Raw genomic sequence first — 22,294 nt, 5'->3', positions numbered from 1 at the left:
TTTCAAAATTCTTATATTTCATATAAAAAGAGGGCTTTGATATATCAGAGCCCCCTACTATCACTGTTTAAATCCACACAATTGTCATAAAGGCTAATATTGTTAATAAACCAATTAACAATCCAGAGTACAAGAAGAAACTCGCCGCTTCATGCCCTTTATGACTCATATGCATGAAATAATATAACTGAAATATAACTTGAATGACTGCTAACAATAATATAAATGGAACCGAAAAAATCGGGCTAAATGTTTTCGGATATGCCACCGCTGCAAATGCAACTAATGTTAAAAAAATCATTAGTGAAAATGTAACAACTTGGTGCTTCATTTCCTCTGCACTTTTTCTCTTCCGATAAACAAGATCCACCTTAGGATTATTCGTTTGCTTAACCGCCATTGTTTATCCCACCATTCCCATCAAATATACTACAGTGAAAATAAACACCCAAACTACGTCAATAAAGTGCCAATAAATTGATGCAACATAAAACTTTGGTGCGTTGTATAAATTTAAGCCTCTCTTCGCGTTTCTAAAGATTAATGTTAAAATCCAACATAACCCAAACAACACGTGGAGCCCGTGTGTACCAACAAGAGCATAAAATGCAGAACCAAATGCACTACTTCTCATAGTATGCTTAAATTCATGCGTATAATGATAAAACTCATATATTTCAAACCCCAAAAATCCTAAGCCAAGCAACACTGTTACAAGTAACCAAAGTTGCATTTTCTTAAAGTTAAAATTTTTCATATGATACATTGCGTATACACTCGTTAAACTACTTGTTAACAAAAGCATCGTCATAATGAAAACGAGTGGCATTTGAAACATCTCTTGAGATGTTGGTCCACCATTTGTAGAGTTCTTTAACGCTAAATATGTGCCAAATAAGGAAGCGAACAACACTGTTTCGCCTCCAAGAAATAACCAAAAACCAACAAACTTATTTTTCCCCTCAAGGGTTGCTTTTTCAGGCTCTGCTGGAAATGTTTCATTCGTTAATTTCTCATCTACATGCATTACGCCTTGCCCCCCTTATCATCTAAATCTTCCTTATGAATATGATATCCATGATCATCAATTACTGAACGAAGGAACATTGTACCAAACGTAATGATTAAACCGATAATCGCTACTAATAACCAAAATTTATCTTTGCCACCCTGCATATACATCGCACCGAATGCTGCTATGAATAAGCCTAGAGAAATGATAAATGGTGAAAATGAAGCATTTGGCATATGAATATCACCAACTGGTTCCGCTGCTGTCATCTCTTTATTACCTTCACGTTTTTCAATCCAAAACGGATCTAACCCGCGAACAAATGGCAATTGTTTAAAATTGTATTCCGGTGTAGGTGCTGGCATTGTCCATTCTAATGTACGTCCATCCCATGGATCACGGCCAGCCTTCTCTTTTGATACCGTTGTTTTTATTACATTGAATAAAAGAACAATCGTTCCAAGAGCCATAAACACAGCTCCGATAGAACTAATCATATTCCCCATTTCCAACCCTTGGCCCTCAAGATATGTGTAGTAACGACGTGGCATACCAATCAATCCAAGGAAATGCTGAATAAAGAATGTTAAATGGAAACCGATAAAGAATAACCAAAATGTTATCTTACCTAATGTTTCATTTAATACTTTATTAAACATAAGTGGCCAATAATAATGCGCACCTGCAAGTAAACCAAATACAACACCACCAACAATTACATAATGAAAGTGTGCTACTACGAAATAATTATCATGAAACTGATAATCAGCTGGTGCAGAAGCAAGCATAACACCTGTAACTCCACCCATAACGAAGGATGGAATAAAAGCTACCGCCCACATCATTGGTGTTGTAAACCTAATACTTCCACCCCACATTGTAAAGAGCCAGTTAAATATTTTAATACCCGTTGGAACTGCAATCGCCATTGTTGCAACCGAGAAGATAGCATTTGCAACAGGCCCAAGACCAACAGTAAACATATGATGCGCCCATACCATAAATCCTAAAAACCCTATTAATACTGTCGCGAACACCATAGAGGAATAACCGAATAATCGTTTTTTCGAAAATGTGGCGAAGATTTCTGAGAATATTCCGAAAGCTGGGAGTATAAGAATGTATACTTCCGGATGACCGAAGATCCAGAATAAATGCTCCCATATAATCGTGTTCCCACCTAGTGCCGGATTAAAGAAACTTGTGCCAAATAAACGATCTAACATTAAAAGTCCTAATCCTACAGTTAATGGTGGAAATGCAAATAAAATAAGTGAAGATGTTACAAATGTTGTCCATGTAAACATCGGCATGCGCATGTACGTCATCCCTGGCGCGCGCATATTAATAATTGTAACAAGGAAGTTAATACCTCCAATTAATGTACCAATACCTGATATTTGCAAGCCGAGTACATAAAAATCAACACCATGTCCTTTAGAGGCTAAAGCTAAAGATGCATACGATGTCCACCCTGCATCAGGCGCTCCTCCTAAAAACCAACTTAAATTTAAAAATAATCCACCAAAGAAAAATAACCAAAATCCGAGCGAATTCAAAAACGGGAACGCCACATCACGTGCTCCAATTTGAAGTGGTACAGCGGCGTTCATAAATGCAAACACGAGTGGCATAGCTGCGAGGAAAATCATTGTTGTACCGTGCATCGTTAATACTTGATTATAAGCATCCCCAACAAGAAAAGCATTGTTAGGAATCGCTAACTGCAGGCGAATAAATAGTGCTTCTATTCCACCTATTACAAAAAACAATCCACCTGCAATTAAATAGAGAATGGCAATCTTTTTATGGTCTACTGTCGTTAAATAATCCCATATGACAGCACCCATCCCCTGTTTTTTTGCTACAGAACTCACGTTTTCAACCTCCCCTTCGCAAATGATCCCTCTTTATTTTTCAATCTTTAACGTTTGTAAATATGCATTTAATGCATTAATTTGATCATCCGTTAAGTTGCCATATTTACCAGTCATTTTATTACCTGGTTTCATATTTTCAGGATCTTTGAGCCATTTTTTTAAGTTCTCTTCATTATTTTCGGCAATACCAGCAACCATATCGCGATCTGCGAAGTTTGCTAAGTTCGGTGCGATACGAGCAGAAGGTGGTCTACTATCATTTGATCCAACTGCATGACAACCAATACAGCTTTTATTAAATATTTCTTGACCCTCTTGCGCCTTTGTAGAAGCTACTTCTTTTTTTCCATCAATCTTCTTCATGTCAGCAAGCCACTTTTTGTACTCGCTTTCATCCAGAGCTTTCACTTTGAACTGCATTAAAGAATGTGATGGGCCACAAAATTCTGTACAAAAACCATTATAAGTGCCCGATTTATCTGCCTTTAACCACATTTTGTTTACATTATCTGTATTTGTATCCATTTTCCCAGCTAAAGATGGAACCCAAAACGAATGTTTAATATCGGCACCCTTCAAATTCAAATACACTTTCTTACCTGTGGGGATAACTAAATCTTGAGAAGTTACTATTTTTTCTGATTTATAAGAAAATTCCCACCAATAAAGATTCGCTGTTACATCAACAACGATAGTATCTTTATCAATATTCTTTTTCTCCATCGCACTTACATCAGCAAGCTTGAATGTATATGTAACAGTCGGAACAGCCAAGATTAACAAAAGAATAATCGGAATGACTGTCCATATAATTTCTAGTTTGTGATTTCCTTCAACTTGCTCTGGAATATAATCTTCCTCACCCTTTTTTTGTCGGAAACGCACAATTACATATAAGAAAATAATAGTAACTACAAGTACTACTCCTACCATGATTGCACTCGCTAGTAAGAGCAAATCATATTGCATTTTTGCTACTTCCCCTTGCGGAATTAAAGTAGACTGAAAAGCTTTACCGCATCCCCCTAACAGTAAAGCCAGCAGTGAAACGAACGAAAGCAGTCGCCACTGTTTCTTCATACAAACAACCCCCACTTTCTTTGTGAATTAGATTGTACTTTATAGTTAAGTAAAGTAAATCTCAACGTAAAGAAATCCAATCATGTCGTTGTCTTAGAAGAATGTAACTACAATCATTGACACAAATAAGATTGTTAAGTAATTCAGGGAATAAACAAACATTTTTACGGACCACTTGATGTCATCTTGCTGACGGAAGCCATAAAGCCCTAATGCGATCCATCCGATGTTAAGCAATGTTGCAATTACCATGAATGTTATTCCAAGTCCACTCATATAAAATGGTAGTGGTAATAAACATACTGTCCAAATCATAATCTGACGTTTCGTAATATCAAATCCCTGTACAACAGGAAGCATTGGGATTCCTGCATTTCGATATTCATCAACACGCTTCATCGCTAATGCGAGGAAATGTGGGATTTGCCAAATAAACATAATTAAAAATAACATCCAAGCAATTGGATGATTTAAAGACGGATCAATTGCCGCCCATCCAATTAAAGGTGGAACTGCTCCTGATATACTACCTACAACAGTATTTAACGTATATTTTCTCTTCGTCCATAACGTATATAAAACAACATATGTGAAGGCACCAATAAATGAGATTAACACTGCCATCGGTGTAGTAAGTAATAAAAATGCAAAGCCAAGAAGTAAAATTACAAGTCCAAATGCAAGTGCAAAGCCAGGTTTATATTTACCTGTTACCGTTGGACGGTTTTTTGTTCTTTCCATTAATGGATCGATATCTCGGTCAATGTAGTTATTTAAACAACATACCCCTGCCATAATTAATGCCGAACCAACGATTGTGAAAAATAACTTATCTAGATTGTCCATAACACTCAATCCATTAAAATGTAAAGCCAACCAAAATCCTGTAAATACAGTAAGTGTATTTGAGTTTACAATCCCCATTTTAACGAGCGCTGATAAATCTTGTAACCGAGTTGTTTCCGGTACAATTGAAACAGCTGACTCATCATGCAGCTCACTTGTTGCATGGTTCATCACTTTAACCCCCTCTTAAACCTATCATCTTTCTAAGCATATATTTCATGTGAAATATTTCGCTTCTATATAGCAATATTATTACAGTAGAAATATTGTTAACCCATTCTACTACTAATCTACGCCCATACTCCAATATATTAAATCACATTTCCCGAACATTTTGTGAAGAAAACATGAACTTTTTGTGTCGAACATTAAAAAACTTTATTCTAATTTATCCTTATCATAACATGATGTTATCTTCTATAATAAACTATTTTGTCATATTTAGCATGTATTCTCCCCATTTCTTTTCAAAATAGCCTAAATTCCTCCTAAAATATGTATTTTAAATCCCATTTTTTTCTTTATAATACGTACGTTGTCCTCGCCCTCCATTTCTTTGCTATTTTATTATTTTTTATATATCATAGGACTGTAGCACGTTTTATTCTATACATAATGGAATGAAAATATTTCGCAATAACTTCATAGCAGAAAGATGGTGAAAGAGATTGCAACGCTTTATTAAATGGTTAGCAGTCATTACAAGTCTCGATTTATTAGTAGTTTTACTAGGAGGCGCTTTAGTTACAAAAACGGGTTCAGGCCAAGGATGCGGCAAATCATGGCCTCTTTGTAACGGTGAATTTGTTCCATCTAATTTATCAATGGAGACTATTATTGAGCTAAGTCACCGCTTAACATCTGGATCAGCAGGAATCCTTGTTACTCTTCTTTGTATCTTGTCCTGGAAATATTATAAACATGTGCGCGAAACAAAGACGTTAGCAATTTTATCCTTCGTATTTTTAGTTGCACAAGCATTAATGGGAGCGGCGGCGGTTGTTTGGGGTCAAATGCCTGCTGTATTAGCTATTCATTTCGGTATTTCCTTAATTTCATTTGCTTCTGTCATCTTGTTAACGTGTCTTATTTTTGAAATTGATCAGAAATTTGATGCACGTTCACTTATTATGGACAAAAAAATGAAATTTCATATTTATGGTGTAACAATTTACAGTTATATCGTTGTCTACACAGGAGCTTTAGTACGTCACGAACGAGCTACCTTAGCCTGTCCAGACTTCCCTTTATGTAGCAAAAATAGACCTATGCCAACTCAACTACATGAGTGGGTTCAAATGGGACATAGAGTTGCAGCGATGTTAATTTTCGCTTGGATACTATATGCGATGATTATCGCTATTCGCCATTACAAGCAGCAGCGTGTAGTATACTGGGGATGGATTATTTCATTTATCCTTGTTACACTTCAAGCTATAGTAGGGATTTTAGTCGTATTTACAAATGCTAGTTTAGCAATGGCATTATTACATTCGCTCTTCATTTCTTGCCTGTTTGCTGTACTATGCTATTTAGTTATGATAGGTACAAGAAGTACAGTCAATGCAAAAGAAACTGAATCAACTTCTAAGCAAACAAAATAAAGTAAAACTTTAATACCTTGCCAATTCGGCAAGGTATTATTTACACACAAAAAAGAGCTGCTTTCGCACAGCTCTTTTTCTTTATTTTAATGATCTAATTCAATGAGTAAATCTCCCGTTTGAATTGCATCCCCATCATTTACATATACTTTTTTCACTTTACCACTAAATGGCGCTTGAACCGTCGTTTCCATTTTCATAGCTTCTGTAATTGCCATGGAATCACCTTTTTTCACTTCATCGCCTTCTTTTACAACTACTTTAATAACAGTTCCCGGCATCGTTGCGCTAATATGATTTGGATTTTCACGATTCCCCTTCACACGCTGTGCAACAGTTGATTTCACGCTTTCATCTTTCACTATGATTTCACGCGGTTGTCCATTAAACTCCAGGTAAAGCACACGATTTCCATCTGGCTGTGGCTCCCCAATGGAAACTAGTTTAACCATCAATGTTTTACCTTGCTCGATTTCCACATCAATTTCTTCACCAAGTCTCATACCATAGAAGAATGTCGGTGTATCAAGCACAGATACATTTCCATAAATCCCAGCAACTTTTTCGTAGTCCATAAATACTTTTGGATACAATGCATATGCGACTACATCAAAAATTGTTACTTCGCGTCCAAGTTTGTGGAATAACTCTTCTTTTAAAGCATCAAAATCTACTGGTTCTAATAATTCACCCGGTCTTACTGTTAATGGCTCTTTCCCTTTTAAAATAATTTTTTGTAATTCTTTCGGGAAACCACCATATGGTTGTCCTAAATCTCCAGAGAACATTTCAACAACAGATCCTGGGAAGTCCATAGCATGTCCACGTTCTAAAATATCTTGTTCTGTTAGGTGATTTTGAACCATAAATAATGCCATATCACCGACAACTTTAGATGATGGTGTTACTTTTACAATATCGCCAAACATATCATTAACACGGCGATACATCACTTTAACTTCATCAAAGCGATCTCCTAAACCAACCGCTTTTGCTTGTTGTTGAAGATTACTATACTGTCCACCCGGCATTTCATGCATATATACCTCTGTGTGAGGAGCATTCATACCACTTTCAAATGGAGCATAGTATTTTCGTACATCTTCCCAATAATGAGATAGTTTTTCTAATGAGTCTATATTAACATCTGGTTGTCTTTCGTTTCCACCTAACGCATAGTATAATGTATTCGCACTCGGCTGTGACGTTTGACCAGCCATAGAACTCACCGCTACATCAACAATATCAACACCTGCTTCAATCGCCTTCGTATACGTTAAAATACCATTTCCGCTCGTATCGTGTGTATGCAGGTGAATTGGAATCGACACCGTCTCTTTTAGTGCTGAAACTAAATCATATGCTGCGTTTGGCTTTAGTAAGCCCGCCATATCTTTAATTCCTAAAATGTGAGCTCCTGATGCTTCCAACTCTTTTGCTAAATTTTTATAATAATTTAAATCATATTTACTGCGTAACGGATCATGAATGTCTCCTGTGTAACACATTGTTGCTTCTGCAATCTTACCAGTATCTCGTACAGCATCAATTGCAACTCTCATGCCTTCTACCCAGTTTAAGCTATCAAAAATACGGAACACATCAATTCCGGCTTGCGCGGAACATTCTACAAATTTTTGAATTAAATTATCTGGATAGTTTTTGTATCCAACTGCGTTTGAAGAACGAAGTAACATTTGGAATAAAACGTTTGGCATTTTTTCACGAAGATCTAGTAATCGTTCCCATGGATCTTCTTTCAAGAAACGATATGCAACATCAAACGTTGCACCGCCCCACATTTCTGCTGAGAATAAGTTTGGTAACATTCTCGCTGTCGGCTCTGCAATGTGATGTAAATCTTTTGTACGAACACGAGTTGCAAGTAATGACTGATGTGCATCACGGAATGTTGTATCAGTTAAAAGTACACGCTTTTGATCTTGTACCCACTTTACTAATCCATCCGCTCCACGCTCATCCAAAATTTGTTTCGTTCCATTTTGCATTGGCTCTGAGTGTATCACATTTGGTATACGAGCATCTGGGAAAATTGGTTTCTCTTTTTTCCCTACTCCCGGGAAGCCATTTACTGTTACTGTACCAATATAATTTAACATTTTTGTTCCGCGGTCTTTACGTTTCGGGAACAAGAATAGTTCAGGTGACGCGTCAATAAATGAAGTGTCATATTCTCCTGATAAGAAGTTTTTATGTTTTACTACATTCTCTAGGAATGGAATATTTGTTTTAATACCACGAATACGGAATTCTTTTAAGTTACGTTCCATTTTTGCAGCGGCTTGTTCAAAAGTAAGTGCCCAAGTAGTAACTTTTACAAGTAAAGAATCATAGTACGGTGTAATAACTGCACCTTGGAAACTATTACCTGTATCAAGACGAACACCAAAACCACCACCTGATCGGTACGCCATAATCTTTCCTGTATCAGGCATAAAGTTATTAAGTGGGTCTTCTGTTGTTACACGAGATTGGATTGCAAATCCATGCACAACCACTTCCTCTTGCTTAGGAACACCTACCATTTTGCTATGTAATGCATGTCCATCAGCTATTAAAATTTGCGATTGAACGATATCCACTCCTGTAATCATCTCTGTAATCGTATGTTCAACTTGAACACGTGGGTTTACTTCAATGAAGTAAAACTCATCACCTTTTACAAGGAATTCTACCGTTCCAGCATTTAAATAATTTACATTTTTCGTTAACTTTACTGCAGCATCACAAATACGCTGACGCAAATCATCTGAAAGCGACACGCTCGGTGCAATTTCAACTACTTTTTGATGGCGTCGTTGTACAGAGCAATCACGCTCATACAAATGAACAACATTACCTTCTTCATCTGCTAAAATTTGTACTTCTATATGTTTAGGTTTTTCAACGAATTTTTCAACGTACACTTCATCATTACCAAAGGCTGCTTTTGCTTCTGATTTCGCGCGATTATACGATTCTCTTAATTCTTCACTAGCACGTACAATACGCATACCGCGACCGCCGCCACCAAGGGATGCTTTAATAATAATCGGGTAATCATACTTTTCAGCAAATTCTTCAACTTCTTCTATTGAATTTACTGGACCATCACTACCAGGAATAATTGGAATTTGTGCTAGCTGCGCTTGTGTTCTTGCTTTAACTTTATCTCCAAACATGTCTAAATGCTTACTTTTTGGACCGATAAAGATAATCCCTTCTTCTTCACAACGTTTTGCAAATTGAATATTTTCTGACAAGAAACCATATCCAGGGTGGATTGCATCTACATGATTACTTTTCGCAATCTCAATAATGCCTTCAATATCTAGATAAGCATCAATTGGCTTTTTCCCTTCCCCAACTAAATAGGACTCATCGGCTTTATAGCGATGATAAGAACCGCTATCCTCTTTAGAATAGATCGCAACTGTGTTTAATCCAAGTTCTGAACATGCTCGGAACACACGAATTGCTATCTCTCCACGGTTAGCTACCAATACTTTTTGAATACGTTGCAGCTTTGTCATGATTTTCCCCCTCTATTTTCCTACCACTCTAGAGATAAAATACATACACACTCTAAAGAGCGTGAAGTTCTTCACTTTCTACATTATATTATACTTAGAAAGCTTCACTTTATTTTATCCATCATACCTTATTTTTCAACAAATGATAAGTTTTCTGATCGATTTGTTTCACAAAAATAGTATAGCATACCTCTTCCTTTTCTAACAACAATATTGTATATCACATTCACTTAAATGTAATATACTTTTCGTTTTATAACAATCAATATTGTATCACATTTAAAATCTAACAAAATAAAAAACACATTGAACTCTAGAGCTCAATGTGTTTTTTATTTTACAACAACAAGATGCGGTCCACCTTGTTCTATTTCGTTAGTCAATTTGTTTTGTTGTTTCTCTTGTCGTTTTACATAACTAGCAATATTTAACAGTATACCCATTGCAAGTAAATTAGCCAATAAAGAACTACCACCATAACTTATAAACGGTAATGGTACCCCTGTAAGCGGTATTAACCCAGACATACCACCAACATTTATAAAAGTTTGAACTCCAAACAAACTTGCAATTCCAATTGCTATTAAACTTCCAAACGGATCTCTGCACTTTTGTGCAACCCTAAATGCCCGAATAATAATAAGTAGTAAACAGATTAAAATGACAGCTACGCCTATAAATCCAAGTTCTTCAGATATAATTGCCATAATAAAATCTGTTTGCGGTTCTGGTAAGTATCCATATTTTTGCACACTGTTCCCTAACCCTCGACCATTTAGCCCTCCTGAAGCAATTCCAATAAAAGAATTTATTAATTGGAACCCATCATTTTGAGGATCGTTAAATGGATCAAGAAAAACTGAAAACCGAGCTTTTTGGTACTGACTTAACTTATAGTTCCCAATAAAATATAACGCTGGAATCCATATTATAGACGTTAAGAGGAATCGCTTTATACTTAAATTAACATTAACTCCTGAACAAAAGAACATAATCAGTACAGTTCCACCTATTAGTATATCGGTCCCTAAGTCATTTTGAAGTAAAATTAATCCCATCGCTCCACCGACAACAGCTAGAGGAGGAATTATCCCTTGTACAAAAGCTGTTTGCGTTTCTTGTTTCTTAGCAAAAAAGTTTGCTAGCGTAATAATAACCGTTATTTTCACAAACTCAGCTGGTTGTATACCTAATATCCATCCTTTTGCACCATTTATGACCTGACCGAAAAGAAAGGCTGCTGCTAATAGACCAATACTCCCTATTCCCATTGCGATCAAAACTATTCGCTTTCTCCACAACTTATAAGGAATGGCAACGATAATCGCTAACATTATCGTTCCAACAGCTAGAGCAAATAATTGTTTTTTAAAAAAGTAATCTGCTGGCCAGTTATGTCTCGACGAAATCGCAACAATGGAACTAGAACTATATACCATTATAACTCCCAACACACATAAGATAACAAGAGGAAGTAATAAGGAATAATCCATCGATTTCCATACTTTTTTCATTTCATTTCCTCTTTCTGTTTCAATTTAATTATTGTTGTATTCCATATGTATATAGGTTCTTCCTTCTTTATTATACAAATAAAAAGCCCAAACTATTTCAGTTTGAGCCCCCTTATTTGAACCCGTTATTGTTGTTTGTTTGTAAATGCTTCATGAAGTGCAGACAACTCACGTTCGAGCTCTCCTAACATTGCTTTCCCTTGTTCTTCTGCAATAAGACCAAGGCGAACCGCAAAATCGACCTCGCGGGATAGTCCAAACATTTGTGTGTCTAAAACTTCTTCATATAATGGACATTGCGGCATTGTAAGATTGTCCATTTGTACCTTAATAAGTCTTAAAATCTTCTCTGCATCCGCTTGTAGAAGGGCTAGTGCCTTTTCCTGATGATTTGATACTGTCTCAGACGCCAAATTGATTCCCTCCGTTTCCGTCCTACTCTCTCATATCTATTAATATTAGCGATAGTTTTAATAAATTGCAATAGAAACATTTTTTGTGACAACAGTGTCTAATACTATTATACTGAAAAGTGGGAGTATAACACAAATGGGGGAACAACAATGAGCGAAATTTTATTTATTAATGGAAAAGTTCGTTTTCCAATCACTATCGATCCAACTGTATGGATTTTCGATGATCGAAAAATAGATTTGACAACCTACTTTGATGAAACTAGAGAAGAATCATCCGAATTAGAAACATACTTAAAACATACTTCAGAGCATTGGGATCGCGAAATCCGTGATGGTGCTGCCTTCCCGCCAATACAACAAAGTGTAAAGAAATATAAAAAAGAACAGCTTATTAACGGGACCTTTGGCATACCACTTCATCCATTTCTAAAAAATGCTGAAATTTTAGAAGATGCTACTCATGTCGAAATTGAAACCACAGACAATACAATTACACTTCCGTTAGAAACAGCCCATAAAGCTATTCTCGGTTTTTCAAAAGAAGGTAAACCATTACGAGAAGACGGGCCTGTTCATCTATATTTCCATGATGGATCTAATAGACAAAATCCGATTCGTAACATCCGTAAATTTACAATCATTTAAATTGTATAATTAAAAGGCAAAAAAGGAGTGAGCTTAAGCTCACTCCTTTTTATAATAAATCCGCTGCTAGTTGTGCTAAATTAGAACGCTCTCCTTTAACAAACTTTACATGACCACTAATACGTTGTTCTTTAAACTTCTCTACAACATATGTTAAACCGTTATTATATTCATCTAAATACGGGTGATCAATTTGCTGAGGATCCCCCATTAATACAATCTTACTTTTTTCGCCTACCCTTGTTAGTATCGTCTTTACTTCATGCTTCGTTAAATTTTGTGCCTCGTCAATTATAATGAACTGGTCTGGAATACTTCTCCCGCGTATATAGGTAAGCGCTTCTACTTCAATCGAACCCATTCCAGCTAAAATAGCATCTAGCTCCCCAGGCTTTTTCGTATTGAATAAATACTCTAGATTATCAAAAATCGGCTGCATCCACGGTCTTAATTTTTCCTCTTTCTCTCCTGGTAAATAGCCTATATCTTTCCCTACCGGTACAATTGGTCTCGCGACAAGTAGTTTTTTATATAACCCTAAATCTTCCGTTTGCATTAGTCCCGAAGCTAATGCAAGTAACGTTTTTCCTGTACCGGCTTTCCCTGTTAACGTTACAAGTGGAATATCTTCCCGAAGTAGCAATTCTAATCCCATAATTTGCTGCACGTTTCGTGGGCGTATCCCCCACACTTGTTCATTGTGAAAAATAAGTTTTTTTACCTTCTTACCTAAATGATCCACAATCCCAAGTGCAGAACTAGAACCCCCTAGTGCATCTTTCATTACAACAAACTGATTTGGATAAAAAGGATGATTTGCGATTTCAGATAAAGGTAGTTCACCTTTTTCATAAAAATAATCTAACTGTTCTTTTGATATATACCCTTCTAAAAATCCTGAATATATATTTTCCACTTCGATTACTCGGTCACTTAAATAATCTTCGGCCTGCAATCCGATTGCATCAGCTTTTACCCTTACGAGTACATCTTTACTTACTAAAATAACTGATTTCCCGTCCTCTTTTTCTTGTTCTTCTAAAGAGAGGTTTTTCGCTACCGCTAAAATTCGATTATCATTTGTTTTTTCTACAAAAATATCTTGCAGTTGAACAAATGAGCGATGATTTAATTCAATACGAAATGTACCGCCGTTTTCTAACGGAATACTTTCATGCAGCTTTCCTATTTCGCGAAATTTGTCGATTAACTTAGATACATAGCGAGCATTTCGTCCTACTTCATCCATATAACGTTTTTTCGAATCAACCTCTTCTAATACAACTGCTGGAATCACTACTTCATTTGTTGCAAATGAAAAAATAGATAAAGGATCCTGCAAAAGTACATTCGTATCTAACACATAAATTTTATCCAACCTGTTACCCCCTGACTCCACTTTTAAATTTGTAGAACAAGGGTTTCATCCATAAAATATGGACGAACCATTGTTATAATTATATGTACCGTAAAAACGAGGTAGAATCGAAATTCATAGAAATTAAACCTTTTCTTTATTTTTTATTCATTTCTATTCAATATATTACTTTTTATTATAATTTTTCACATTAAATCACAATACTCACTTGTAAAAGTTTATGAACGATGTTCCTATTCATCTTCTTTATAATTCTTTCATTCCTACTAATACTTGGTTATCAAGCTTTTTAGCTGCTCGAAGATCATATGTTTTTTCATATGTTGGTTCAGTAGCAAGTTTCGCACCATAAAACATAACATCACGAACTTCTTGTACATTCACTTCTACTACCGTTAATTTTAGAGGAATCCCTTCCATTCTATCTGTTAAAATTTCACTTTCACCACTTATGGAAAATACGGATTCATTCGCCATTATAGTCAATACAACCCCTGCACTATGCCGTATATTCCCCACAATACGTGAGCGTTGATCTACCGCAAATCGAATACTAGTTTCACTCACTGCATATACCCAAGAAATAGCACTTACGTTAGGAATTTGTTTTTCGAAATCTGTTGTTGCTATCATAACGATACACTCTTTACGCAAAGATTGTACTAAATCACCTGTCAATGTAGGCTCAACTACATTCGCCATATTTCCACCTCCAAATATTATTTATATATCCTTATCATAACCTATTTTTCGAATTGCGAAAATATTATTTTTTCCCGCTATTATTCAAAAACATTATGCTTCCATGATATACTTATACTGATAGAATTCGTATTGAGGTGACGAAATGAGAGTCAGATGTATGATTTGTGATAAAAAAGATATGTTAGATGACGAAAATCCTATGGCAAAAAAACTGCGTAATCGCCCTATTCATACATATATGTGCATGGAATGTACGGAACGAATTGCAGAGCGTACTATGGAACGCCATGCGAGTGGTAATTTCCGATTATATCGTGATAAAAAAGTAGAAGACGATTGGTAAACCGGAAATAAGTCCTTAATCATATAGATAAGGACTTATTTGTATTTTTCTGGTTCACGATTCATCTGATCCAAAAAACAATCAATGGCTTCTACCGGAAATCTTGCACACCTTATTTCTCCATCAATTTCATATGTAATCAAATACATTTCCTCGTTCTTTTCAACTTCTACATTTCGTAATTTATGCTCTTCATATATCATATTTTGAAATAATACATACGTTTCTTGTGCAGCTCTATCATCTGGACGTGCTTCCGCAACCGTTTTAATTGTTAACCAATTATATAATGCATCTTGTACTGAGCGCATGAAAGCCCCTCCTTTTTTCACCCTGTTTTTTGTTGTTTAGCTTGACGTAAACGCAGTCTATAAATTCCAAGTACAATTGCCGCTACAACAAGCCCCTCTCCAACGGGTAAAAAAACTGCAAAAAAAGTTAATACCGTGCATCCAATTGCTAAAGAAATATATATCACTATATTTTTTAGTACCGATAGCTTCCTTGCAAATCCTAAATTATATACAAGTGCACTTAATAAAATTATTGTTCCATAAAGTAACCACATCCCTAACTCTGGATTTTCATCAACTTTACAAAGTTTCGCGAAAAATGACATTCTTTCTAACACTATCTTTCACCCCTTCTCATGAAACAAATTCTCTTTATGTACTTAATACAAGAGTAACTCGCAAAAAAAATACTGTCTACAAAAAAGAGTAAATATTCTAAAAAAATAAACATAAAACAAAAAAACAGCTACCTTTATAAAAGGTAGCTGTTCTATTATTTTATGCTTCAACAGATTTCTTTTTCTTAGCAGCTCTTTCGCGCTCACTCTTATCAAGAATCTTTTTACGTAGACGAATTGATTCTGGAGTTACTTCACAGAACTCGTCATCGTTTAAGTACTCTAATGACTCTTCTAAAGTCATTAGGCGTGGTTTTTTCATTGTTGAAGTTTGATCTTTCGTCGCAGAACGAATGTTAGTTTGTTGTTTCATTTTTACAACGTTAACTGTTAAATCATTCTCACGTGTATGTTCTCCAACGATCATACCAGCATATACTTCTGTACCTGGTTCAACGAAGATTACACCACGGTCTTCAACTTGCATAATACCGTATTGTGATGCTTTTCCTGCTTCAAGTGAAACTAGAACACCTTGACGACGTCCACCCACTTGTCCAGCATGTACTGGTTGGTAGCAATCAAATGTGTGGTTTAAAATACCATAACCACGAGTTAATGTTAGGAATTCTGTTGTGTAACCAATTAACCCACGTGCTGGAACCATGAAAGTAAGGCGAACTTGACCGTTTCCGTTATTCACCATATCTAACATTTCACCTTTACGTGCGCCCATTGATTCCATAATAGAACCAGTGTATTCTTCAGGAACATCGATTTGTACGCGCTCTACAGGCTCACTTCTTACGCCATCGACATCTTTAATAATTACTTCAGGCTTAGATACTTGTAGTTCATAACCTTCACGACGCATGTTTTCAATTAAGATTGATAAATGTAACTCTCCGCGTCCAGATACGATCCATGCATCAGGAGAATCTGTATTATCTACACGTAAACTTACATCTGTCTCTAATTGTGAACGAAGACGCTCTTCAATTTTACGAGAAGTAATGAATTTACCTTCACGACCTGCAAATGGGCTGTTATTTACAAGGAATGTCATTTGTAATGTTGGCTCATCAATACGTAATAATGGTAAAGCCTCTTCATGCTCAACCGGACATACCGTTTCACCTACGTTAATGTCTTCCATACCTGAAACAGCTACTAAATCTCCAGCTTTTGCTTCTTCAATTTCTTGACGTTTTAATCCAATGTAACCAAATAATTTAGTTACACGGAATTGTTTTACACTTCCGTCAACTTTCATTAATGCAACTTGTTGTCCTACTTTCATTGTACCGCGGAATACGCGTCCAACCCCAATACGACCAACATAGTCATTGTAATCAAGAAGTGCTACTTGGAATTGAAGTGGCTCTTCGCTGTTATCAATTGGTGCTGGAATATGTTCAATGATTGTGTCAAACAATGATTTCATATTCTCTTCTTGATTTGCTGGATTTGAATCTAAGCTTGCTGTTCCGTTCATTGCTGATGCAAATACAACTGGGAACTCTAATTGATCTTCGTTTGCACCAAGTTCGATGAATAAGTCAACTACTTCATCAACTACTTCATCAGGGCGAGCGAAGTCACGGTCAATTTTGTTTACAACAACGATTGGAGTTAAGTTTTGCTCAAGAGCTTTCTTTAAAACAAATCGTGTTTGTGGCATACAACCTTCATATGCATCAACTACAAGTAGAACACCATCAACCATTTTCATGATACGTTCTACTTCTCCACCGAAGTCAGCGTGACCAGGTGTATCTAAAATGTTAATTCTTTTATCTTCATAGTGAATCGCAGTATTCTTCGCTAAAATTGTAATACCACGTTCTCTTTCTAGATCATTTGAGTCCATTGCGCGTTCTTCAATATGTTCATTCGCACGGAACGTCCCCGCTTGACGTAATAACTGGTCAACAAGTGTTGTTTTACCATGGTCAACGTGGGCAATAATTGCTATATTTCGTAAATCTTGTCGTTTTTTCAACATGTCCAACTCCTAATGTCTTTTTAATCCTTCTCTATTATAAGAGCGAAGGGGATACAATGGCAATCAAAATAAAATCAAGAATGAAAATATAGTTGTATTCTTACTTTTGTGAAAGTAAAATAAGATTGGAGGGTGAAGAAATGGAACACATTCAATATCGCTTTTTATTAACAGCAATTATCGGTGTTATCTTCTTAATTGGTATCGGAATTATGATTGCTGAAAATAGTCCCATCGGCATTATTATTTGCATTATCGGCACATTTGTTACAGTTGGATACGGTTTTGTAACAAAAAGAAAAATGCGTAAATCGCAATAACATTAAAAAGTAAGAAGCTTCTTTATGCCTCTTACTTTTTTCATTATTGCGATACAAATGGTAATAATTCTTCGTATACTCCTGGTTTTGCAACTAACACACTGCTTTTCTCTACAATAGAAAGAGGCGTTCCCAAGAACGTTGTCACTTTACCGCCAACTTCCTCTACAATAATCTGTCCCCCGCCAAAGTCCCATGGCGATAAGCGCGGTGTTACATATGCGTCTAATCTTCCCGTGGCAACATATACCATTTCTAATGCTGCACAACCATATGACCTCGTACCTCTCGCCTTCTTAACGAGCATCATCATTTTTTCCATATTAAGCAATGGATTATCAGTAAGCCATATCGCATTCAAAGCTATAACTCCATGCTCTACCGTTCCTTTTTCCAACATGGGAATAGCTAAATCATTGCAAAAAGCCCCTTCTCCCTTTACCGCATGATATAGTTCGTCATGAACTGGATCATAAATAAGACCAATCTTTCCGATACCGTTCTCATAAATCCCGATTGAGATTGCGAAATTTCTTTTTTGATGAACAAAGTTCATCGTGCCATCAATTGGATCAATTAACCAAACAACCCCATTAGAAGAGGTAATCTCATCTCCATAGCCTTCTTCTCCTAAAATGTTATGAGCCGGGAATGTTTCTTTAATTTTCCCAATTAAAAACTGCTCCGTTTCTCGGTCCATATTTGTTACTAGATCAGCTGCATTTGACTTTGTTTCTATAATAAGTGTTTTTTTCAGTGACGCCATTAATTGTTCTCCGGCTTCTCGAATCCACTGTTTCGCGTGTGTATCGATGTCTTTCCATACTTCTTGCATGTTTAAACACTCCGATCTATACTGTTCACAGAAAAAACGAACCCTTTATAAGGTTCGCACCAACTAATTATTTATACATATACTATTATTACGCTTCTAAACGGATCATTTCAAGTCTTAACACTTCTAATTTTTGTACGCACTCTTCTTTTTTCTGTTTGTCGTTATCCATCATCGCATCATATAAAGTTGCTAATTCATAATCTAGCTCCAAACGTAGCACCGGAATTCTCTTTTCAGCATCTGTTCTCTTTAACGCATTAATCACCTGTCTCATTTTTTTGCCTCCTCCCAATATTCGTCTGCCCTCGGACTAGAATTGATTCAATTTTCTGATTTTTTGTTTTATACTATACTATGTTGGATAAATCATCTATGCAACAAAATTATATTTTTTTATTTAAATTTTTTTGTGATGTTTTTTTTATGAATAGTACAAGCTATGCTAAAATTAAAACAAAATAGGAGTTGGAGGAACAATCATGACACTACAAACATTCACATCAACTGATTTTGAAGTCTTTACTGTTGATGGTCTTGAAGAACGAATGAGCGCAATTAAAACGAATATTCATCCTAAGCTAGAAGCTTTAGGGGAACAATTTGCAGAATATTTATCACAACAAACTGATGAAAACTTTTTCTACCATGTAGCAAAACATGCACGCCGCAAAGTCAATCCACCAAACGATACTTGGGTTGCTTTTTCAACAAATAAACGTGGATATAAAATGTTACCACACTTTCAAATTGGTTTATGGGGTACTCACGCCTTCATATACTTTGGTTTAATCTATGAGTGTCCACAAAAAGTGGAGACGGCTCACGCCTTCTTAGAACATTTAAATGATTTAAAAACAAATATTCCAAATGACTTCGTTTGGTCCATTGACCATACTAAACCAGGTGTAAAACTACATAAAACGCTTGAAACGGAAGACTTACAAAAGATGATTGAACGTTTAGCTACTGTGAAAAAAGCAGAGTTATTAGTCGGTATTCATATATCACCAGAGGAGTTTTCAGCAATGACCAACGAACAATTCCTTGCTAAGATTGAATCTACGATGCAACCACTCCTTCCTTTATATGCACTTTGTAATCGATAGTAGAAAACGGACAATTTATATTGTCCGTTTTTAGTTGTTATCACATTATAGCACTTTGCATTTTAATTTTCAAAATATTTTTACATTTTTACAATCTTTTTTTCCGCTACTTCTTTTGCTCTTTGAATCGTACGATATATAGAATATCCACTTACTTCTTGAAATTCTTTATCAATTTTTTTCTCCGCTGCCTTCGATGGCACAATCTCTTTAAAACGACGATATAATTCCATCAAATCTTCTCTCAAAACTCCTTTTTCATATACCTTTTCAATCGCTTCATAAAACTTTACAACTGCTACCATTTCTTCATTTGACCAATCGTAATCAAGTGGATATTGATATTCCATTTTTGCACCTCATTCAGTATTCTTTCTTTTTCCATTATGCTACCTTTAAGACAACCTTTTATTCTTCACTATAGCCACTCTGCATTATACACCATTTATCCATTTCAATGGAATTGTCTTCCTCTTTGCAGTATTTAAAATATAACTATTAAACATACTCACCTTGAAAATGCGATTTTTCTATACATCTATAATTATTGGTGATATAATGCTTTTGTTTTATAGAGAATAAAGTGAGACTACCATCCCCAAAAAGGCTTTTGCGAATGGCAGAAAAACAAGTCAAGTTCTAAAAGTTTGTCATCTTAATTTCCTTTTAGAATGAGATGAAATCATATAAAACAAACTCTAATAAATATTACGAAGAAGAAGGGGTGTATAGATTGTCCCAATACGAAACACCATTGTTTACCGCTTTAGTTGAGCACAGTAAGCGAAATCCAGTTCAATTCCATATTCCTGGTCATAAAAAAGGACAGGGCATGGATCCTACATTTCGCGAATTTATTGGGCATAATGCATTAGCAATTGATTTAATTAATATTGCGCCGCTCGATGATTTACATCATCCAAAAGGTATGATTAAAGAAGCACAGGATTTAGCAGCCGCTGCTTTCGGTGCAGATCATACGTTCTTTTCTATTCAAGGTACAAGTGGTGCAATTATGACAATGGTGATGAGCGTGTGCGGTCCTGGGGATAAAATCCTCGTGCCACGGAATGTGCATAAATCAGTAATGTCAGCTATTATTTTCTCAGGTGCAAAACCAATTTTCATGCATCCTGAGATTGATCCGAAGCTCGGTATTTCACATGGGATCACAATTCAATCTGTCAAAAAGGCTCTTGAAGAGCACTCAGATGCGAAAGGCTTACTTGTTATAAATCCAACATATTTTGGGTTTGCTGCAGATTTAGAGCAGATTGTAGAATTAGCTCATTCTTACGATATTCCTGTACTTGTTGATGAGGCTCACGGTGTTCATATCCATTTTCATGATGAACTACCAATATCAGCTATGCAAGCAGGTGCAGATATGGCAGCAACAAGTGTTCACAAATTAGGTGGGTCTTTAACCCAAAGCTCTATTCTTAATGTAAAAGAAGGTCTTGTGAACGTAAAGCATGTCCAATCCATTATTAGCATGCTTACGACTACATCAACTTCTTACATTTTGTTAGCATCCCTTGATGTTGCTAGAAAACGTCTTGCTACAGAAGGAACAGCTCTCATAGAACAAACAATACAATTAGCTGAGCATGTTCGTGATGCTATTAATGCTATTGAGCATCTTTATTGTCCCGGAAAAGAAATGCTAGGAACAGATGCTACTTTTAACTATGATCCTACAAAGATAATTGTATCTGTAAAAGATTTAGGTATTACAGGCCATCAGGCTGAAGTATGGCTTAGAGAACATTACAACATTGAAGTAGAACTCTCTGATTTATATAACATACTTTGTCTTATCACATTTGGAGATACAGAAAGTGAAACAGATACACTTATTACAGCATTACAAGATTTAGCAGCAACATATAGAAATAGAGCAGACAAAGGTGTTCAAGTACAAGTAGAAATACCAGAAATACCTGTGCTAGCACTTTCTCCTAGAGATGCTTTTTATTCAGAAACAGAAGTCATTCCATTTGAAAACGCAGCAGGTCGTATTATAGCTGATTTTGTTATGGTTTATCCGCCAGGGATTCCAATCTTTACTCCGGGGGAAATTATTACACAAGATAACTTAGAGTATATTCTTAAAAATTTAGAAGCTGGGTTACCTGTACAAGGTCCTGAAGATATGACATTACAAACATTACGTGTTATTAAAGAGTACAAGCCTATCAGTTGATAGGCTTTTCTTTCACCTTTTTTCTCTTTTTTTCATACGATACTAAAGAATTTGACATTCCCACCCTAATGGGGCAAGCTGACTAACATCAGTGGGATTCTTGCTACCTAAGGCGAAGTCCATTTCTGGTATCGCTGACGTGCAAGATTGCGGTGTGCCATCACCACTCTCACAACAAATCGTATAGGTTCGTGAGCTACGGTACTTATACCATACCGTACAGATTCGTGTT

The 22,294-nt window shown here is 36.0% G+C and carries 22 protein-coding genes; 6 read left to right on the top strand and 16 right to left on the bottom strand.

What is annotated here, in order from left to right; all coding sequences use genetic code 11:
- Window positions 1–67 precede the first annotated feature (67 nt).
- The 5 genes from ctaF to cyoE form a co-directional block, all read right to left on the bottom strand.
- Window positions 68–400, bottom strand: a complete 333-nt coding sequence (gene ctaF / locus BG05_RS12200) for a cytochrome c oxidase subunit IVB (RefSeq protein WP_002014776.1) — start codon at window positions 398–400, stop codon at window positions 68–70.
- Window positions 401–403: 3 nt separating this feature from the next.
- A complete protein-coding gene (ctaE, locus tag BG05_RS12195) occupies window positions 404–1,027 on the bottom strand; it encodes a cytochrome c oxidase subunit III (protein ID WP_000557861.1) in 624 nt (207 codons plus the stop codon).
- Window positions 1,027–2,862, bottom strand: a complete 1,836-nt coding sequence (gene ctaD, locus BG05_RS12190) for a cytochrome c oxidase subunit I (RefSeq protein WP_002014777.1) — start codon at window positions 2,860–2,862, stop codon at window positions 1,027–1,029. The genes ctaE and ctaD overlap by 1 nt, the downstream gene beginning before the upstream one ends.
- Before the next feature lie 60 nt (window positions 2,863–2,922).
- Complete coding sequence (gene coxB, locus BG05_RS12185; RefSeq protein ID WP_002088304.1) at window positions 2,923–3,972, bottom strand: cytochrome c oxidase subunit II; 1,050 nt, start codon at window positions 3,970–3,972, stop codon at window positions 2,923–2,925.
- A gap of 93 nt (window positions 3,973–4,065) precedes the next feature.
- Window positions 4,066–4,989 (bottom strand): heme o synthase, encoded by a 924-nt coding sequence (gene cyoE / locus BG05_RS12180; RefSeq protein ID WP_002033731.1) that lies wholly within the window; start codon window positions 4,987–4,989, stop codon window positions 4,066–4,068.
- Between the two features lie 497 nt (window positions 4,990–5,486).
- Between cyoE and ctaA the strand changes: the two genes are divergently transcribed.
- Entirely contained in the window at window positions 5,487–6,422 is a 936-nt protein-coding gene (gene ctaA, locus BG05_RS12175; RefSeq protein ID WP_002014781.1) for a heme A synthase, read from the top strand.
- An 86-nt stretch (window positions 6,423–6,508) separates the two neighbouring features.
- Here ctaA and pyc read toward each other — a convergent pair whose 3' ends face one another.
- From pyc to BG05_RS12160, 3 genes are all read right to left on the bottom strand, one after another.
- The gene (gene pyc / locus BG05_RS12170) at window positions 6,509–9,955 is read right to left on the bottom strand and encodes a pyruvate carboxylase (protein ID WP_003191127.1); all 3,447 of its coding nucleotides are present in this window, start codon (window positions 9,953–9,955) and stop codon (window positions 6,509–6,511) included.
- Between the two features lie 332 nt (window positions 9,956–10,287).
- Window positions 10,288–11,469, bottom strand: coding sequence for an FtsW/RodA/SpoVE family cell cycle protein (locus BG05_RS12165; protein WP_002033727.1), 1,182 nt, complete (start codon window positions 11,467–11,469; stop codon window positions 10,288–10,290).
- A gap of 125 nt (window positions 11,470–11,594) precedes the next feature.
- Complete coding sequence (locus BG05_RS12160) at window positions 11,595–11,882, bottom strand: Fpa/YlaN family protein (protein ID WP_000135698.1); 288 nt, start codon at window positions 11,880–11,882, stop codon at window positions 11,595–11,597.
- Between the two features lie 150 nt (window positions 11,883–12,032).
- Here BG05_RS12160 and BG05_RS12155 point away from each other — a divergent pair, with 150 nt between their 5' ends.
- A complete protein-coding gene (locus BG05_RS12155) occupies window positions 12,033–12,530 on the top strand; it encodes a molybdopterin-binding protein (RefSeq protein WP_002014789.1) in 498 nt (165 codons plus the stop codon).
- A gap of 49 nt (window positions 12,531–12,579) precedes the next feature.
- Here BG05_RS12155 and BG05_RS12150 read toward each other — a convergent pair whose 3' ends face one another.
- On the bottom strand, window positions 12,580–13,908 hold the full coding sequence (locus tag BG05_RS12150) for a PhoH family protein (RefSeq protein WP_002088317.1): 1,329 nt from the start codon (window positions 13,906–13,908) through the stop codon (window positions 12,580–12,582).
- A 246-nt stretch (window positions 13,909–14,154) separates the two neighbouring features.
- Complete coding sequence (locus BG05_RS12145; RefSeq protein WP_002014791.1) at window positions 14,155–14,610, bottom strand: PNPOx family protein; 456 nt, start codon at window positions 14,608–14,610, stop codon at window positions 14,155–14,157.
- 145 nt (window positions 14,611–14,755) lie between these two features.
- On the opposite strand from BG05_RS12145, the gene BG05_RS12140 reads away from it, so the two are divergent.
- Window positions 14,756–14,956, top strand: a complete 201-nt coding sequence (locus tag BG05_RS12140) for a YlaI family protein (RefSeq protein ID WP_002094429.1) — start codon at window positions 14,756–14,758, stop codon at window positions 14,954–14,956.
- Between the two features lie 35 nt (window positions 14,957–14,991).
- Here BG05_RS12140 and BG05_RS12135 read toward each other — a convergent pair whose 3' ends face one another.
- The 3 genes from BG05_RS12135 to typA form a co-directional block, all read right to left on the bottom strand.
- Window positions 14,992–15,267 carry a hypothetical protein gene (locus tag BG05_RS12135; protein ID WP_002014793.1) on the bottom strand — a complete coding sequence of 92 codons (276 nt, stop codon included), beginning with the start codon at window positions 15,265–15,267 and terminating at the stop codon, window positions 14,992–14,994.
- 17 nt (window positions 15,268–15,284) lie between these two features.
- Complete coding sequence (locus tag BG05_RS12130; RefSeq protein WP_002014795.1) at window positions 15,285–15,587, bottom strand: YlaH-like family protein; 303 nt, start codon at window positions 15,585–15,587, stop codon at window positions 15,285–15,287.
- Window positions 15,588–15,747: 160 nt separating this feature from the next.
- On the bottom strand, window positions 15,748–17,592 hold the full coding sequence (typA, locus tag BG05_RS12125; protein ID WP_002014867.1) for a translational GTPase TypA: 1,845 nt from the start codon (window positions 17,590–17,592) through the stop codon (window positions 15,748–15,750).
- Between the two features lie 140 nt (window positions 17,593–17,732).
- Here typA and BG05_RS12120 point away from each other — a divergent pair, with 140 nt between their 5' ends.
- Window positions 17,733–17,912 carry a DUF5325 family protein gene (locus BG05_RS12120; protein ID WP_000400127.1) on the top strand — a complete coding sequence of 60 codons (180 nt, stop codon included), beginning with the start codon at window positions 17,733–17,735 and terminating at the stop codon, window positions 17,910–17,912.
- Window positions 17,913–17,955: 43 nt separating this feature from the next.
- Here the strand turns inward: BG05_RS12120 and BG05_RS12115 are convergent, their stop codons facing one another.
- The gene (locus tag BG05_RS12115) at window positions 17,956–18,747 is read right to left on the bottom strand and encodes an inositol monophosphatase family protein (protein ID WP_002033721.1); all 792 of its coding nucleotides are present in this window, start codon (window positions 18,745–18,747) and stop codon (window positions 17,956–17,958) included.
- Between the two features lie 88 nt (window positions 18,748–18,835).
- Window positions 18,836–19,024: a hypothetical protein gene (locus BG05_RS12110; protein ID WP_002121995.1), complete on the bottom strand. Its 189-nt coding sequence runs from the start codon at window positions 19,022–19,024 to the stop codon at window positions 18,836–18,838.
- Window positions 19,025–19,229: 205 nt separating this feature from the next.
- On the opposite strand from BG05_RS12110, the gene BG05_RS12105 reads away from it, so the two are divergent.
- Window positions 19,230–19,856, top strand: a complete 627-nt coding sequence (locus BG05_RS12105; protein ID WP_002014864.1) for a YktB family protein — start codon at window positions 19,230–19,232, stop codon at window positions 19,854–19,856.
- 80 nt (window positions 19,857–19,936) lie between these two features.
- On the opposite strand, the gene BG05_RS12100 is transcribed toward BG05_RS12105, so the two are convergent.
- Window positions 19,937–20,206 carry a UPF0223 family protein gene (locus BG05_RS12100; RefSeq protein ID WP_003191110.1) on the bottom strand — a complete coding sequence of 90 codons (270 nt, stop codon included), beginning with the start codon at window positions 20,204–20,206 and terminating at the stop codon, window positions 19,937–19,939.
- A gap of 383 nt (window positions 20,207–20,589) precedes the next feature.
- Between BG05_RS12100 and speA the strand changes: the two genes are divergently transcribed.
- Complete coding sequence (speA, locus tag BG05_RS12095) at window positions 20,590–22,062, top strand: arginine decarboxylase (protein ID WP_002128878.1); 1,473 nt, start codon at window positions 20,590–20,592, stop codon at window positions 22,060–22,062.
- Window positions 22,063–22,294 lie beyond the last annotated feature (232 nt).

It is taken from the genome of Bacillus mycoides (assembly GCF_000832605.1).
Lineage (GTDB): Bacteria > Bacillota > Bacilli > Bacillales > Bacillaceae_G > Bacillus_A > Bacillus_A mycoides.
The sequence above is the reverse complement of the archived record's forward strand: the minus strand, read 5'-3'. Positions and strand labels throughout refer to the sequence as shown.